Annotated in this window: 8 protein-coding genes and 6 pseudogenes; 5 read left to right on the forward strand and 9 right to left on the reverse strand. The window is 68.8% G+C overall.

Annotation, left to right across the window (positions count from 1 at the left end; genetic code table 11):
- Positions 1-8: 8 nt before the first annotated feature.
- The 3 genes and pseudogenes from BM536_RS01955 to BM536_RS01965 all read right to left on the reverse strand — a co-directional run.
- Positions 9-374: pseudogene (locus BM536_RS01955) on the reverse strand (hypothetical protein); the annotation flags it as partial.
- A gap of 42 nt (positions 375-416) precedes the next feature.
- Positions 417-1379: a hypothetical protein gene (locus tag BM536_RS01960; protein WP_143650753.1), complete on the reverse strand. Its 963-nt coding sequence runs from the start codon at positions 1377-1379 to the stop codon at positions 417-419.
- Positions 1380-1524: 145 nt separating this feature from the next.
- Positions 1525-2094 (reverse strand): annotated as a pseudogene (locus tag BM536_RS01965) (IS701 family transposase); the annotation flags it as partial.
- 131 nt (positions 2095-2225) lie between these two features.
- Here BM536_RS01965 and BM536_RS01970 point away from each other — a divergent pair.
- A complete protein-coding gene (locus BM536_RS01970) occupies positions 2226-2792 on the forward strand; it encodes an RNA polymerase sigma factor (protein WP_073491836.1) in 567 nt (188 codons plus the stop codon).
- Positions 2793-3190: 398 nt separating this feature from the next.
- Here the strand turns inward: BM536_RS01970 and BM536_RS01980 are convergent.
- From BM536_RS01980 to BM536_RS41605, 6 genes and pseudogenes are all read right to left on the reverse strand, one after another.
- Positions 3191-3938, reverse strand: a pseudogene (locus tag BM536_RS01980) (transposase family protein).
- Positions 3939-4107: 169 nt separating this feature from the next.
- Positions 4108-4821: pseudogene (locus BM536_RS01985) on the reverse strand (transposase family protein).
- Positions 4822-4824: 3 nt separating this feature from the next.
- Positions 4825-5942, reverse strand: a pseudogene (locus BM536_RS01990) (IS3 family transposase).
- A 668-nt stretch (positions 5943-6610) separates the two neighbouring features.
- Positions 6611-7078 carry an SRPBCC family protein gene (locus BM536_RS01995; protein WP_073491839.1) on the reverse strand — a complete coding sequence of 156 codons (468 nt, stop codon included), beginning with the start codon at positions 7076-7078 and terminating at the stop codon, positions 6611-6613.
- A 463-nt stretch (positions 7079-7541) separates the two neighbouring features.
- Positions 7542-7780, reverse strand: a pseudogene (locus BM536_RS42215) (relaxase/mobilization nuclease domain-containing protein); the annotation flags it as partial.
- A 125-nt stretch (positions 7781-7905) separates the two neighbouring features.
- A complete protein-coding gene (locus BM536_RS41605) occupies positions 7906-8079 on the reverse strand; it encodes a hypothetical protein (protein WP_211362814.1) in 174 nt (57 codons plus the stop codon).
- Here BM536_RS41605 and BM536_RS02005 point away from each other — a divergent pair.
- Genes BM536_RS02005 through BM536_RS02020 form a run of 4 tightly spaced genes read left to right on the forward strand, consistent with a single transcriptional unit; the run spans position 8078 to position 16402 of the window.
- On the forward strand, positions 8078-9610 hold the full coding sequence (locus BM536_RS02005) for a TIGR02677 family protein (RefSeq protein WP_245873229.1): 1533 nt from the start codon (positions 8078-8080) through the stop codon (positions 9608-9610). The genes BM536_RS41605 and BM536_RS02005 overlap by 2 nt on opposite strands.
- Positions 9607-10977 (forward strand): TIGR02678 family protein, encoded by a 1371-nt coding sequence (locus tag BM536_RS02010; RefSeq protein ID WP_073491841.1) that lies wholly within the window; start codon positions 9607-9609, stop codon positions 10975-10977. The genes BM536_RS02005 and BM536_RS02010 overlap by 4 nt, the downstream gene beginning before the upstream one ends.
- Positions 10974-15113: a TIGR02680 family protein gene (locus BM536_RS02015; protein ID WP_073491842.1), complete on the forward strand. Its 4140-nt coding sequence runs from the start codon at positions 10974-10976 to the stop codon at positions 15111-15113. The genes BM536_RS02010 and BM536_RS02015 overlap by 4 nt, the downstream gene beginning before the upstream one ends.
- The gene (locus BM536_RS02020; RefSeq protein ID WP_073491843.1) at positions 15110-16402 is read left to right on the forward strand and encodes a TIGR02679 family protein; all 1293 of its coding nucleotides are present in this window, start codon (positions 15110-15112) and stop codon (positions 16400-16402) included. The genes BM536_RS02015 and BM536_RS02020 overlap by 4 nt, the downstream gene beginning before the upstream one ends.
- The last annotated feature ends 197 nt before the right edge of the window (positions 16403-16599 follow it).

Raw genomic sequence — 16599 nt, forward strand, 5'->3', positions numbered from 1 at the left:
CTCCCTGGTCACCGTCGTCGGGGGCCGGCGGGCCCCTCGCTCATGGCCCTGATGCCCTCGATGCTGGTCAGCTGGTGGCTGAGGCCGAACTGCCCAGCCAGCTTGGCTGCTTTGTCGAGTACGTGAAGGCCATCATCGCGGGTGGCGGGATCGGACAGCAGGATGTGGCCGTGGGCGGTTTCCAGGCGGACCCGCTGCATCGGCGCGTCTGTCGCGGCCGTGCTGCGGGCGATGGAGATGAAGTGCAGGGCGTTGGTCAGGTCGCCGGCCCCGCGGTGGGCGAGGGCGAGTTTCTGGTGGGCGACCGACCAGTCCTCGGGTTCGGCGAGGTCCTCGAACTCGCGGGTCGCGGCGAGCATGACGCGGGAGGCATAGCTGATGGACATCGAGACGCTGGAGGTAAATTTCCGTCGTCGTCACGCTCGCGTGCCCGAGCAGGTCACGCAGCACAGCATCGGGTCCTGCTTGGTCAGGTAGAGCGCGAGTGCCGCGTCCTCGTCCACGTCGGCGATCAGAGCTGCGGCCCGCGCGTAGTGGCCCTTGACCAGCTTCTCCAGGGTGGCCATGGCGAAGGTGTGCCGGAGCAAGTGCGGGCCCACCGTCGGGAAGCGAGGCTCGAAGTCGCGCCGGATGCGCACGGATGTGCGGCGGAACGTCGTCGCCCAGTCAGTGAACGGGCTGCCGTTCGACTGAACCGCGTTGATCGCCGGAGTTCCCTCTGGCGTCACTAGCTGCAACCGCTCTTCCGGCGTCAGCTTCCGCCACGACACCCGCCGGCCATCAATCTTCGCTCCCTCCCAGTCCGGCGCCGAGATGACCAGGCGAGGTCCCAGCCGCTGATCTGGGACGTACTCGCGCCCGAGCTGGACAGCAGCCCTGTCCAGCTCGATGTACTGCCAGAACTCCTCCAGGGCTTCGTAACTCACCCAGGTCTCACGGGCCTTCTTGCCCTTCGTGATCTGAGCGGCCAGCGGGAATCGGACCGGTACCGCACTGCGGCGCGCCGGAAGTCCCGGAAGCTCGTACGTCAGCAGGTGGGTGAACTCCTGAGCGCGTAGACCGCTTGAGATCACCAGCCGCCCCATGGCGGCGTTGCGCCCGAGGTGACGCCCCCGGAAGCCGTCAGGTTCGCCGTCCGGACCGAGACCACCCAAACCCTGCAGAAACAGCCGCCGGAAGTCGGCATCGAGGTACTTCACCTTGGAGTGGGCCTTCGCCCGCCGAAGGGTCGCGGTGTTCCGGCGCGTCTGCTGTACTCCGGCCTCCGTGTACCGCCTGACCACGGCATACGTGAACGGCTGTGCGGAGCAAAAGCCCTGGTCAACCGCCCAGGCGTAGAAGCGGGCCACCGTCTTCACGTTGAGGTCCCACGTGCTCACATCCCACCGGGCAGCCAACGGGCCGGAGAAGCGGTACTCAGAGAAGGCGCTCAGTGCCGACCGCAACTCATCGCGGTCGCTGAACGGATTGACGCCCCGCTCGGCAAGGAACTCCAGCCAACTTGATCTGCTGGGACTTGGGCACTGCCACCACATAGCCGACGTCGAGTTGCTCGAGCAGGCGACGAAAGTGCCAGTCCTGCCCGTAGGCCTCATCCGCGGTGACCCACCTGGCGGGCAGGTCGGCCGTGAGGCAGCGGCGCACCATGTCCCGGGCCAGTTCACCCTTGGTCGCAAAGCCCCGCTCGTCGGGGATCTTCGCCCCCCCGGCACCGTGCCGGTCGGAAGTCCAGGCTTTGGGCAGGTAGAGCTCGCGGTCCACCAGGGCCCGGCCCGAACTGGTGGCGTAGGCGGCGAACACCCCGATCTGGCAGTTGTCGATCTTTCCGGAAGTACCGGTGTACTGCCGGCCGACCCCGGCCGGGGTGGTGCCCTTCTTGATGAACCCGGTGTCGTCGATGATCAGCACACCGCCAGGTCCGAGCCGTTCGGCGACATAATCACGGACGTCATCACGCAAGGCGTCCGCGTCCCAGACACTGCTGTTGAGCAACCGCTGAAAGCCGTCCGGAGTGCGGTGACCCGCCCACTCCGCGAGCTGCCAGCCGTTTTTGCGTGTCGCCCGTCCCAGCAGACCACGGACATAGTCCCGCATGTGTACCGCATCCCGCATTTGAACAAGTAGTCCTTACCCAATGCACGAGCATTCCTTGCGTCATGCGTTTAACTCAGGCTAGATCTCTCAAATAGTGAAAAATTGCCACGCGGACGTGATGAGGAATTCTGATGGTGGAACCAACGGGGCTCGCAGAGAGGTGGGTTCGGGAGGGGTTTTCCCGTGGAGAAGAGAAGGCGATGCGTGAGGTTGTTGGGATTTATGAGCGCTCCTTGCATAGCGCAGCTGTTATGTTACTCAAGGATCGAGAAATGGCGCGCGATGTTGTGCAGCAGGCTCTTCTTCGGGCATGGCTGGCCGCTGATTCGTATGACCCTTCTCGTGACATGTGGCCGTGGCTGAAGACGATCGTGCGTCATGCGGCAATCGACGCCTTTCGTCAAGAGCGGAAACACATGCAATGCCTTTCAATTGACGACAAGGCGGCGAGGAGTCTCGATGTTGAAGCGTCGTTTGAGGAGTCCATTCTTGCCAAATGGGAAGTGGATCACGCCTTAATGTCTCTCACGCCCGAGCAGGGTGATGTTATACGGCTTGCCTACATAGAGGGTAGGTCGCAGCGTGAAATCAGCAGAGAAGTAGGCGTATCTTTGGGAACGGTGAACAATCGCATACGTGCGGGCAGAATAGGTATGAGGATGTTGCTGAGAGATAGCTCGTCCCGCGCTGCTTCCTGAACTGATTACTCGCAGATGAAATATGGCCGGGGTTGGGGACGTTGACCAAGTATCCTGCGTCGGAGATGCGTCGGCAGAAGCGGGCTAGGGAGTCGATGATCTCGGTCCAGATGAAGGGCGTGGGATCTTCGTTTCCGCCCTTGACCCAGGCCCGGATGTCGGCTTCCAGGTCGCGTATCCCAATTAGCGATCGAGTCGTCGCGGGGCTCCCGAGCGGCCAAGTTCGTTGAGCCATCCAACGGCGACAAGCTCACAGCCATACCAAGTACCCCTGGTCTCGCCGATCTTCGAATGACCGGCTCAAACCACGCTTGGAAGGTAGGACAAGCTTAGACGGGGACAGCTTGCATCTTCGATCACCCTCCTGAGTGACGATCAGCGTCGTCAGTGAACGCTTCTCATCTTGAGCGCCAGGTGATCTCGATGGCGTGAACGGCAGCGACCGTGTGCCCGATGCGGTTGGTGCTGCACCGGGCCTTGTGGAGGATCCGTCATTGCTTGAGGCGGGCGAAGGCGCGTTCGCCCGGTGCTCGCAGCCGGGCGTGGTCCCGGTTGTACTGCTGGTAGTGCTCGGGAAGTTCGTGGTGGCGGTAGTAGGGAGTGCGGACGGTGGCGCCGGCGCCCTGGTAGGGCGCGGTCGGCCAGGACGAGGAGCTGACGGGACAGACAGGTTTGGATCACACCGTGTGCGCAGGCTGCAGTCAGGTCGTGCGTGCGGCCGGGCAACGCTCGCGAGAACCACAGGGGTGTTCCGTCCGGGGCGGCCACGACCTGCACGTTCATCCCGTGACGGCGGTGCTTCATCGAGTAGTACGGCTCGTCCGCGGCGATACGGTCGGTGGCGATCAGGGGGCCGTCGAGGATGACGAATCCCTCCGGCGGCGGCTCGCGCAGGGCCTCGTGCAGGCTCGGGGCGCGCTCGGCGAGGATGTCGATCGTTTCGCTCACGTACCGTGCGGCGGTGGCGGTGGAGACGCCGAACCCCGCAGCAACCTGGGCCAGAGTCTCGTTCTTGCGCAGGTGAACCAGGACCAGCAGAGCCTGCCGGAAGCAGCCCAGCCTGCGCCAGCGGGAGTTCAGCTCACACCTTCGGGCGTAGATGAGCCAGGAAACGTGCTCAACAACCTCGTGCGGGACGTCGAGCATGGCACGATACGGGACCAACAGGGCTCCTGCGTCGAGACGTTGGCGAGTGAGATCACCAGCCGAAACGACCAGGAGCCCTGCCGCGTTACGACCCCCGACCACCAGCCGTCATCACCCTCGAACCACAGGATGAGAAGCGTTTAGTGAGCCTCTTTCATCGTGGAAAGTCTCAGGTCAGCAGGACGTGGATGGCTTGGACGGTGCGACTGATGCGGCTGGTTGAGCATCTGGCTCGTCGGAGGATGCGCCAGGACTTGAGTTGGGCGAAGGCGCGTTCTCCGGGGGTTCGCAGTCGGGCGTGGTCGCGGTTGAACTGCTGGTAGTGCTCGGGTTGTTCGCTGTGGTGGTGGTAGGGGGTGCGGAACGTGGCGCCGGCGCCCTGGTAGGCGCGGTCGGCCAGAACGAGGATCTGTCGGGTGAGGCAGGCCTGGAGGATGCCGTGGGCGCGGGCGGAGGTCAGGTCGTGAGTGCGGCCGGGTGTCGCGCGGGAGAATCAGAGCGGTGTGCCGTCGGGCCGGGCGATGACCTGGACGTTCATGCCGTGTCTGCGGTGCTTCATCGAGTAGTACAGCTCGTCCGCCTTGACGCGGTCGGCCGGGATGAGCGTCCCGTCGACGATGACGAAGTCCCCCTCGCCCAGCCCGACCAGGGCCTCGTGCAGGCCCGGCGCCCAGGCGGCCAGGACCTCGAGCGTCTCGTCGCCGTAGCGCCAGGCCGTCGCCTCCGACACCCCGAACCCCGCGCCGACCTGTGCGAACGTCTAGTTCCTCCGCAGGTGGGCCAGTGCCAGCAGTGCCTGCTTGAAGCAGGTCAACCTCCGCCATGGTGAGCGAAGTTCACGCCTTCGGGGGGCCTTCCCTCGCGAAGGTGGGCACGCGGTTATTGATCACGCGGCGAGCGTGAGTTTAGCGGTGTGGTGTCGGCGTTCGTATTCGTTGGGGCTGAGGTGGCCGTTGGCGGAGTGCCGGCGGCGGGTGTTGTAGCGGGTCAGCCAGGCGAAGACGGTCCTTCTGCAGGCGTCGGCGTCGCCGTAGTGGTGGGCGCCCTGGAGGGTCTCGCGTTTCAGGGACGCGTGGAAGCTTTCGCAGGCCGCGTTGTCGGCGCTGGTGCCGACCGCGCCCATCGACCGGGTGACCCCGAGTTGGTCGCAGAGGCCGGCGAAAGCCTGGGAGGCGTACTGGGCCCCGTGGTCGGAGTGGAACACGGCGCCGTCCAGGCCGCCGCGGGTCGCGGCTGCCATTTGCAGTGCGTCGGCGACCAAACTGGTGCGCATGTGGTCGGCGATGGACAAGTCCCGCTGGAACAGGTCTGGAACCGGTGAGGTGGCCGGGTCCGGGACGGTGGTGCGCACGCGTCTGCGCAGGCGGATTCCGGTGATGGAGAACGTCCGCATGATCCGGGCGACCCGCTTTTCGTTGACCCGCCGCCCTTTCTCGCGGAGCTCGGCGGTCACGCGCGGGGAGCCGTAGGCGCCGCCGGACTCGCCGTGGACCTGACGGATCTCCTCGGCCAGGACCCGGTCCTTGTGGTGCCGGGCGGCCCGGGCCTCGGCGCCCGCGAGCCACATGTAGTAGCTGGACCGGTTCACGTCCAGGACCTGGCAGAGCCGCTTCACCTCGTAGGTGTCCCGGTGGTCGTCAACGAACTGAAAGCGGCTCATCACCAGTTCGTCTCCCCGGCGAAATACTTGGCCGCCTGGCGGAGGATGTCCCGCTCGGTGGCGAGCTTGCGCTCACTCGCCTCGAGTTCTGCCACCCTCGCCTCCAGCTGCCGGACCCGCTCGTCCGGATCGGCGGACGGTGCCGCCTCCCGAGGTCGGGCGGCCGACTTCCCAGCCGCGGCGGTGACGCCACGGCGTTCGCGGTCCCGCAGCACCCACTCGCGCAGGGACGCCCGGTTAACGCCCAGGTCAGCAGCGATGCTCTTGTACGTCGCCCCAGGTGGGGACTCGTACAGGGCCACAGCATCGGCCTTGAACTCGTCCGAATAGTCCTTCATCGCCATCGGCGGTCTTCTCGCTTCCTCCGGATCAAGCAGATCCATTATCAGCGTGTCCACCACTCAGGGGGAGGCCCTGGGTGCAGATGAGCCAGGAGACATGCTCATCCAGCTCGTGCGGGACATCGAGCGTGGAGGGATACGCATCCAACGAAGCCCCCCGGCCGTCGGCGTGATGAGTGAGATCACCACACCAACGACGAGGGGCTTCGCCACGTCACCCCCACGCTGACCAGCCCATTTCGCTCCTCGGACCCCAGGATGAAGGAGGTTCACTGAGAGCGCGCAGGAGTACGTGCGATCCTGAAGTTGAGGCGAGTGTGATAGCTGCGGTTCCCTCCAGCCGGAAACCGATATGGGTTGCACCGCCGACGAGGCGTAGACGCGCAGCGTGGAGCAGAGTGTCTGTCCTGCACTGCCGAGACCGAGAGCCGGAGCGGTGGGTGGTATAGCTCCATTCGACGGGAACTCCGGCCGGGTTTTATGGGCCCGTCATCTGACCGCCAGCCTTTTTTTCTCATACTTTAGCGTCGTCTCCTGCGGGCGCGGGAGACGAGGTAGTAGTAGCTGAATTCTCCAAGCTGCGTGCAAAGAAAGTGAAGCCAACGCTTCGTCGGAGGCGTCGTAGAGCCCCCGTCGGATATTGCCATGGGCCGCGACAGGTTCCTTTGTTGTCAGCCCCTCTTCCAGTCCCGCTCGGTGATGTCACCATCAGTGATGGCCTTCCGCTGGAGAGCGTATCGAGCGAAGGCTTTGCTCTCCGAAACGAGCACGCGCTGAAACATGAAGCCCATAGTTGTCTTGGCGAAACGTGCCCCCGTACCCTTCACTTCGAGGCACAGGGTGTTCTCGCAGCAATGGCCAAGGTCCTTGACGATGTGAATGCCGGTCATCGTTATGTTTTTGCGGTGACTCTCCCAGACGAAGGACGTGTTCGGCTCGTAATCAGTCACGGTCCATAACGCGGAGCGTTGTAATGGCTGTTTCACCATGGCGCTGCTTCCCAGGCGCAAGGGGCCTTGATCGACGCGGGTCACCCGCTGCATGGTGGGAAGAAAGTCGGGCCAGCTCGTCACGTCTGAGACGATGTTCCAGACGGTCGCAGCAGGCGCCTGTATGACTGCGGTATTTGTCCAACTCATGCGCCTACTGTGTCATGAGGGAGGGGCTGACTGTCCAGAGGTGAAACAGATCGATTCCGACGGTAAACGGGAGTGACTAGGCGCGATGATCTTGGCACCAGCCCAGTAGACGGCCGGGCTACGCGTCAGCCTTTCGAGCTCGTGGACGGTTACGACTCTTGGGATCGGCGTCTACACAGACCTTGGAGAGATGACCGAGGCAGTGGAAGCAGCCTACGAAGCAACCTCCGAGCGCGTGCGCATGCTTAACGCCAGCCTTGGGGAACCTCGCAGGCGTCGGCCGTTCCGCTCCTGACCTCATCCATAACTTCAGCTCCGCGGCCCACCCCGGGAGCGAGCAGGATCGGGCACGGGGCAGCGAGTACCGGCTACGGCAGTGTCCACACGTGGTCAGTCTTCCCCGTGGAAGGCTCAGCCCTCTACATAACCGAGCGGTGTAGGCCTGGCAACTATGCGGCACGCCCCGGCGTGACCGGCGTACGATGCGCCAGTTGACGACCTCGGCGGGGTGCTCGGCGCTGTCGAGCTCTCGTTGGGTGCCCACTTCGGCCAGGGGCGTCGGGGGTTGTGGCCGGCGGTTTCAGCGTGGGCGAGGGTTGTGGTCAGGGCGGCCCAAGCGGGGTCGGCGAGGATCCGGTCGGCGCGGTCCGGGAGGGCCGCACGAACGTCCTGCTCGAAGCGGCGGGCGGTCGCGGCTCGCGGCATCGATCAAAACATCCCTGACGCCTGACACAAGGCAGCCACAGTACTGGCGGCTCGACGTGACGTGGCCGCCTGAGCGGGTGCCAAGGGCTGTTGTCGCGCAAGGTCGTACTGAGAGGCACGCATCACTCGGTGCCTCCTGCGGCGAGGGGCGGCGCGGCTGCACCCTGGTGACCGGGGCGCACGCCCTCTTCCGGGACACGGCCCGTGATGTCGGTGCCGCCCTCTACGGTGGAGATCAGGATGTCGCCGGGGCGGTGGGGAGGGACAACAGGCGTGCGCAGGGTGCCACCGGACATGTTCCGGTTTACGACGGGTGAAAAGGCCGACCTGAACGGGGCGGTGCTGGATGCCTTCGGCGTGGCCGGCGAGCACCTCGAAACCACGCTGGGGCCCGAGGCGGTACGCGAGCGACTGCGCATGGTGGGCTGGGTGGCGGCCGTTGACGACAGGGACCTGCACGACGCGCTCTCCCGGCTCGTGAAGTGGGAGCTCCTCGACGTCGTGCACAACCATGCGGAGAACTACCGCACGGCTGAGGAGTACGAGCGGCGCAACCTCCAGTACTCGCTGACCCGCCGGGGTGAGGCGGCTCTGGCCGGAGTGCGGCACGCGTTAGAGGTGCTGGCTTCCACAGGAGCGTTGCAGACGGCCGTGCTGGAGGCCATCGCCGACCGCCTGGACGACTTGTGCCTGTTGTCCGGCGAACCCCCCTCCGCCGACCGGCGGATCTTCAGCACCCTGCGCGAGCTGGAGGCGCACTTGGATGCACTGGTGGAGAACACCAAGGCGTTCAACGGCGAACTGCAGCGCCTGCTGCGTGCCGAGGGTGCGGACCTGGAGGTGTTCCGTGAGGTCAAGGCGGCCACCGTCGCGTACCTCCAGGAGTTCCTGGTCAACCTCGACCGGCGCGGACAGGCGGTCGCCGCGGCCGTGGCCCGGGTGGAGGAGCGGGGGACCGCCGTGCTGCGCGAGCGCGCCCTGCGCGGGGCCGAACTGCCTCCGGTCGCCGGTGAGGACCCTGCGGCCGGCTGGCTGGAGAGCAGGCGGGCGCGCTGGGCGGGCCTGCGGGCGTGGTTTCTGCCGGACGACGGGGCACGGCCCCGGATCGAGCAGCTGCACGACATCGCTCGGCGCGCCATCGTCTCGCTCCTGCAGGTCCTGGAGCGGATCAACGAGTCACGGCGCCGCTCCTCCAGCGCCGTACAGGACTTCCGCGAGCTGGCGCGCTGGTTCGCCGCGGCCCCGGCGGAGGAGGACCTGCACCGGCTGTGGTCGGCGGCCTTCGGACTCGGCCCGGCGCGCCATGCTCACCTCGCCCACCCGGACCCGGAGTTGATCCCGTCGTCCCGTTCCTGGTCCGAGGCTCCGCCCGTGGAGGTGTCGGCGCTGCTGCGGACCAGCGGACGGACCGAGCGCTTCACGCGCACGGCCAGGGTGCGGGACGTCACGGCGGTCAGGGCCGAGCGCGCGGAGCGGGCCCGCGCGGAGCGGGCGGAACTCGCCCGTGCCTGGCAGGCGTTGGAGACGGACGGCCCCCTGCGCCTGTCCTCCTTCGGCACCCTGGATCCCGCCGTCTTCGAGCGGCTGCTCGACCTGGTGGGCCGGGCCCTGTCCGCCCGGCCGGACAAGACCGGCTTGCGGCGCGCCACGACGGGGGACGGCCGGGTGGAGATCGCGCTGTCCCCACCTCCCGACGAGCGCACCGCCGTACTGCGCACGATGAAGGGCACACTCGCCGGACCGGACTACGTTGTGCACATCACCACGGCCGGCGGTGCGAGCGCCACACCACGCCCGGGTGCCGCGCGGCGGGAGGCAGCCGGATGAGTACCCTCGCCAACCAACTTGCCGCCGCGGAGCGGGAGCAGGTCGCCCGTGCCATTCGTCTTCTGCTGGCCCGGCCCCTGCTGACCGAGGCCACCGACCCGGCCGGCTTCGAACTGGTACGCCGCCGTCGCGAGCCGCTGGCCCAGTGGTTCGACTACACCTGCGGCTGGAGCCTGGTGGTGGAACCGCGCCGCGGCTATGCCCGCCTCACCAAGGTCCGCGCCGACCCGGACGGCTCCCGGCCGGCCCGCAGGGTCCGTTCCGGCCGGGCCCCGTTCGACCGCCGGCGTTACGTGCTGCTGTGCGTGACCGCTGCCGAGCTGCTGTCCATCCCGATGACGACCATCGGCATGCTCGCCGACCGTGTCGTGCAGGCCACGTCGGCCGACCGGGCGCTGGCCGCGTTCGACCCGGTGCACAAGCCGGAGCGGATGGCGTTCGTCGACGTCCTGAAGCTGATGGAGTCGTACGACGTGCTGCGCGCGGTCGACGGGAGCACCGAGGCGTACATCGAGTCCGCCGAGGCGAAGGTCCTCTACCGGGTCGACACCACGCTGCTGATGCGGCTGCCCGCCGCGCCCGTCGGCGCCTCCCGTTTCGCCGTACCCCCGGACGAGGTGCCCGCGCGGTTCGGGGAACTCCTCACCGGTCTGGTGCGGGAGCGCCGCTACGGCGGCGCGGGCGCCGACGGCACGCCGGACGAGTCGTACGGTGAGAGAGCCGCCACGGACGCGCAACGCAACCTGAGGCTGCGCCACTCGGTGCTGCGCCGCCTCTTCGACGACCCCGTGCTGTACCGGACGGACCTCACCGACGACGAGCTGGCGTACGTCACCTCACTGACCGGACGCCAGATCCTGCGCCGCTCGGTCGAGCAGGCCGGTTTCCTGCTGGAGGAACGAGCCGAGGGCTTCCTGCTCGTGGACCCGGACGGGCTGGCCACCGATGTCCGCTTCCCCGACGACACATCCACTGCCCGGGTCGCCGCGCTGCTCCTCCTGGAGCCGCTGTGCACCGCGCCCGCCGGGCTGCTGCCCGAACAGCTCGCCGAAGCCGGAGCGGATCTGCTGCGACGTTTCCCGCGGTGGGCCAGGGCATACCAGTCCGAGGACGGCGCGGCCCGGCTGTCCGACGACGCCGTACGCGTCCTGCGTGACGTCGGCCTGGCCTACCGGGCCGGGGGGCGTGTCGTCGCGTGCCCGGCCGCGTACCGCTACCGCCTGACGGAGACGACGAGTTCGGACCGGGACGACAAGCCGGGACAGGACCGGGACAACAAGCCCGGACCGGAGTGGGACGCCACCTCCCCCCAGGCGGCGGGCGGCCCGGCCGCCGAAGGCGGCGCCGCAGAAGGAGACGAGCAGTGAGCGTGACCGAGCTTCCCTTCCCGCGGCTGCCGGAGCCGACCGAACCGGCCGTGGCAGGGGCCGCCCGAGCGGCGGCTGCCGCCGGCAGCCGCTGGCAGCCCCACCGCGCCGGCATCCTCAACGTCTGGCGCTACTACGACGAGACGTTCACGTTCCACCAGGGCCGCCTGCTGCTGCGCGGCCAGAACGGTTCGGGCAAGTCCAAGGCCCTGGAACTGCTGCTGCCGTTCCTCTTCGACGCCAGCCTCCGCCCCAACCGCCTGTCCACATTTGGCGGTTCGGAACGCACCATGCACTGGAACCTGCTGGGCGAGGGCGCTTCCGGCAAGACCCGAGTCGGATACGTGTGGATGGAGTTCCGCCGCGTCGGCGACGACGGCACCGAACGGTGGTTCGGCTGCGGGGCGCGCCTGCAGGCGAGTGTGCACACCAGCGCGGTACACGCCGACTACTTCACCACCGGCTCCAGGATCGCCCGTCCCGGCGGTGTCCTCCTCGTCAACGAGGCGGGACAGCCACTGACCCGGGCCGCCCTCGCCGAAGCCCTGCGCGACCGCGGCAACATCCATGTCTCGGCCACCGACTACCGCACGGCCGTACGGCGTGAACTCTTCGCGGGGATGGGAGAGCAGCGTTACGAGTCGCTGCTGTCCGCGCTGCTCCAGCTGCGTCAGCCCAAACTGTCGGAGCGGCTCGACCCTTCCCTGCTCTCCACCCTGCTGTCCCGTGCCCTGCCCCCGCTGGGCGAGGGGGAGATCGCCGAACTCGCCGAGGGCTTCGAACGGCTCGACCGGCAGCGCGAACACCTCAAGCGGCTCGACGACGAGGTGACGGCCGCCGAGACCGTCGCGTCCCGGCAGCGTGCCTACGCGCGGCGGGTCCTGCGGGCGAGTTCCGCCGCGCTCATCTCGGCCACGACCGAGATGGACAACCTCACACGCGTCGCCCGCCAGAGCGCCGAGGACCTCGAACAGGCTCTGGCGGAACGCCGGTCGGCCCGGGCCCGGCGCGAGGAACAGGAGCTGCGCGCGCATGGGCTGGACGAGACCGTCGAGGGCCTGCGCGAGAGTGACGCGTACCAGCAGGGCGAGGAACTCGACCGGCTCCGCCGCCGCACCGAAGACGTGGCAGCTACCGCCGAAAGGCAGCGAGCCGCTGCCCAGGCCGCTCAGGCCCGGTCGGAGGAGGAACAGCAGCACGCCGACGAGGCGGCGGACCAGGCCCGCACACTCGGCGAGCACGCGCGCGAAGCCACCGGGGTAGCACACAGGGCGGCCCGGGCGGCAGGGCTGGAGTCCATCCACCACGAGGTGAGGACGGTCCTCGAGGCGGTTCCTACGGTGGCCCTTCCCCACAGCTCGGGACGCGACCAGGGCGGCAGCCTGCGCACGACGGGCGAGAACGGCGCGCGACAAGCTCGTCGGCTGCTGCGCGGCGCGGACACCGCCCGACGGCAGCAGATCACCCTCGTCACCGAGGCAATCGACGAGCATGATCGCGCCGTAAGCGACCGAGGCGCCGCCGAGGAACTGCTGGACGGGGCCCGCACCCGTCTCGCAGAGGCGATTGCCCGGCGGGACGAGGCGTCCGCCGCCTGGGACGACGCCCTTGCCGCACAGGCGGAACGCCTGCTCGCCTGGGCCGAGGAATGCACGGAACTGCGCATCACCGACCTCGACGAACTGGCTGCCGCCGCGGCGGCGGAGGCCGAGGTGACGGCCCTGACCGAAGCCGCCGCGCGCCCTCTGGAACTGGAGATCGCCACGGCGGAGGCCACCACTCGAGCCGCACGTCAGGGCCTGCGGGACGAGCGGAACCGGCTGGAGGAGGAGCTACGACGGCTGAGCGGTGAAACCGACCTGCCGCCCGTTCCCCCGTCCACCCGCACCGCCGTCCGTACGGCGACGGCGGGAGCACCCCTGTGGCGAGTGGTCGCCTTCCGGGAAGGCGTCCCGCTACCCGTCCAGTCCGCGGTGGAGGCTGCACTGGAGGCGTCGGGTCTCCTGGACGCCTGGGTCAGTCCCTACGACGGACTCACGCTGCCGGGTCATGACACCCGCGCCGAGGCCGCCCTGGCCGCGACCGCCCCAGGGCCCAGCCTGCTGGAGGTGCTCAGGCCCGAGGAGGACATCCCCGTACCATCCGACACCGTGACCCGCATCCTCGCAGGCATCGCCTACGGCCCCACCCTGCCGGGCGGGCACCCCGCGGCCGTCTCAGCCGACGGCGCCTGGCGTCTCGCGCTCGCCACCGGGACATGGAGCAAGCCGGAACCGGCCCACATCGGCGCCCTGGCACGTCAGCGTGCCCGGCAGCGCATGATCGGCGAACTGACCGACCGCATCGGCGAGACGAACGCCTCCCTCGCCGCACTCGACGACCGACTGCGCGGCCTCGCCGCTCGCCGCGCCCGGCTGGACGCCGACCGCGCCGCCCGCCCCGACCACCGGGAACTCGACGCCCGGCGGCGTGACCGGGACCGCGCGGAGGACACCGTGGCGGCTCGGGACGACGCCGTGCGTGACGTCGCCGGACGCCTGGCGCGGTGCGAGAGGGAAGTGGCGGGCGCTCTGCGCACGCTCGACCGCCGGGCCGCCGAACACGGACTGCCCACCGACCGCGCCAGGTTGCGTGCGCTCTCCGACGCCATCGACAGGTTCCGGGACACGGCCGAGATCTGGGTGGACGCCCGGCTCGCCGCTACCGCCGCCGCCGACCGGGCCCGCCAGCGGGCCGCGCAGGCAGACCGATCGCGCCGGACCGCCGAGGAACGCGCCGAGGACGCGGCCGCCGCCGAAGCGGAGGCAACGGGGCTCAGAGCGCGCCTGGAAGCAGTGGAAGCCACCATCGGCGCGGACTACCGGCAGATCGTCGCACGCGTCGCCGAGGCGCGCGCCGAGCTGCGTCGCTGCCGTAAGGAGGCCGGCAGGGCCGCCGAACTCCTGCTGCGTCTGGAAGGACAGGTCGGAAAACTGCGGGCCACCAGCGGTCAGGACGCCGAACGACGGGAACAGGCCGTCGCGACCCGGGACGCGGCGGCGCACCGGTTCCGGCACCTGTGCCTGGCCGGGCTGGCCGAGGACGCCGGCATCACACCGGCACTCGACGCCGGGGACGGCACCAAGGCCACCCTGGAGGCCGCCCGCGCCACGGCGGCGAAGTGGCAGGACATCCCGCACGCCCCACGAAACCTGGGCGACGCCGCGACCCGCCTGTCCGAAGCGGTCCACGAGGCCCGCCGGCGCCTCGGCGCCCGTGCCGACCTGGACCTGGAACCGGACGACGACATCCAGCTCTTCACCGCCACCCTGGACGGCGTACGTGTGGGGGCGACGGGCCTGCTCAACACGCTCACCCAGGAACGGGACCACAGCCGCAACGACATCACGGCCGCCGAGCAGCGCCTCTTCGACCAGATCCTCACCGGCGACATCCGCCGCCACCTCGCGGCCCGCATCCGCCAGGCCGGCGAACTCGTCGACCGTATGAACCGGCACCTGGAGCGGGTCCGCACCGCCTCCAACGTCGCCGTCCAACTCGTCTGGGACGTCCGCCCGGACCTCCCGGACAGCACCCGCACCGCCCGTCAGCTGCTGCTCAAGGACCCCGGCCGGGTCACCGAGAGCGACCGGGAGGCCCTGTACGTCTTCTTCCGCGCCCGCATCGAGGAGGCCAAGAGCAACGAGACGGCCGCGAGCTGGGAGGAACAACTCGGTGAGGTGCTCGACTACACCGCCTGGCACCGCTTCACCGTCCGCCTCGACCGGGCGAACGGGACCGGCTGGCAGCCGCTGACCCAGAAGCTTCACGGCGCGCTCTCCGGCGGCGAGAAGGCCATCGCACTGCACCTGCCCCTCTTCGCCGCCGTCGCCGCCCACTACGAGGCCGTGCCCCTGGCACCCCGGCCGATCCTGCTGGACGAGGTCTTCGTCGGTGTCGACACGGTCAATCGGGGACAGGTCTTCGCGCTGCTCACCGCACTCGACCTGGATCTCATGGTCACCTCCGACCACGAATGGTGCACCTACGGCGAGTTGCCCGGCATCGCCGTCCACCAACTCCTCACCGGCGGGGACGACGACGCGGTCACCAGCGCCCGCTTCGTCTGGAACGGCAGCGACCTGGAGGTGGGATGACCAGCACCGAAGCGACGATCCCCACGGAACCGGCCTCGGGCGACGCCACCCTGCGCCGCCCCGAACTCCGCCCCCTGTGGGACACGCTCCACAGCCGCCTCTCCTCGGGCCGCCCCGTCACACGGGTGCGCCTCGGACCGCTCGACGACACCCAGCGCGAGGCGCTCGCCGACCTCCTCGGCCTCGACCGCCTGCCGGACGCACGTCCCTCCGTCGCACTGACCCGCCTGGAAGACGCCGTCACGGAACTCTCCGGCCGCACAGTACGGGAAGTCGTCACCGAGCTCGTCGGCCCGCTCGGCGACAGAGCCGGCGAGCGGCGCCGCCAGAAGGACGAACGGGCCGAGCTGTGGACCTGGCTGACCGAGCACGAGACGGTGAGGGCCCAGCCGGTGCTCTCCCACTGGGCCGCCACCTGCCGGGCAGCCGGCGTGGTCGCCGGCTCGGCGGAGCACACCCGTACGCTGCTCACAGACGCGCTCAAGGTGCTCGCCGAACTGCCCGGCCAGGCAGAACCCCTACCCGTCTTCACCGCCCGGGTCCTGAGCGGCCAAGCGCACGCACTCGACGACGGCACACCCCTGTCCGCACTCGTCCTGCGCGCCCTGGCAACCCTGTACGACACCGATCCTCCGCAGTCCGCCGCGCAACGGCGTGCCCTGTGGACCCGCGCGGGTGTCGCCGACGACGAGCTGTCAGCCACCGTCCTCGTCGGCGGACTGCGCCCAGCCGGCGACGGCCTGCTCGCCCGGGTGGCCACAGCGTGCACAGAGGCCGGTCAGGCCACCAGTCTGACCCTCGCCCACGTCCGGTACCCGGGCCAGTTCATCCTTTCCGAGGCCCCAGAACCCGTCGTCCACGTCGTGGAGAACCCCAGCATCCTGGCGCTGGCCCTACGCCGCTTCGGTCCCCGCTGCCCGCCGCTCGTCTGTACGTCCGGCTGGCCCAACAGCGCCGCGATCCAGCTCCTGCGCATGCTCGCGGACCACGGCGCGGATCTTCGCTACCACGGCGACTTCGACGGCGAGGGCCTCCGCATCGCCGCGTACGTCCTGGACAAGACGTCGGCGCGCCCTTGGCGCATGACGGCAGCGGACTATCGTGCTGCGGTCGCCCGCAACCCGCGCGGTCCTCAGCCCGGGCGCATCACCGAAGCACCCTGGGACCCTGAGCTGGCCCAGATCATGGCAGGGCACGGTACCGCCGTGGTCGAGGAACTAGTGGCTGACGTGTTGTTGAAAGACCTCGCTGGTGTGGCTCAGCACAGGTGTCCCCCTGGCCGGCCGTGAGGGCACCTTGCTTCCCCGCGGTTCTCGTGCGCGATCGGGCACGGCGGGGTTACGGCCCTGGGATGGAGTGCACGCATCCTTCGTAGGCTGTCGCCGGATGAGGTCGCCCGCAAGCTAGAGGACGGAACCCGGGGTGCGGACAGAGTCGTCTTCCTCATCTATCTAACTTCGCGGTACACACCCAATACGGAAGGCTG

The organism is Streptomyces phaeoluteigriseus (genome assembly GCF_001896135.2).
Taxonomy (GTDB): Bacteria; Actinomycetota; Actinomycetes; order Streptomycetales; family Streptomycetaceae; genus Streptomyces; species Streptomyces phaeoluteigriseus.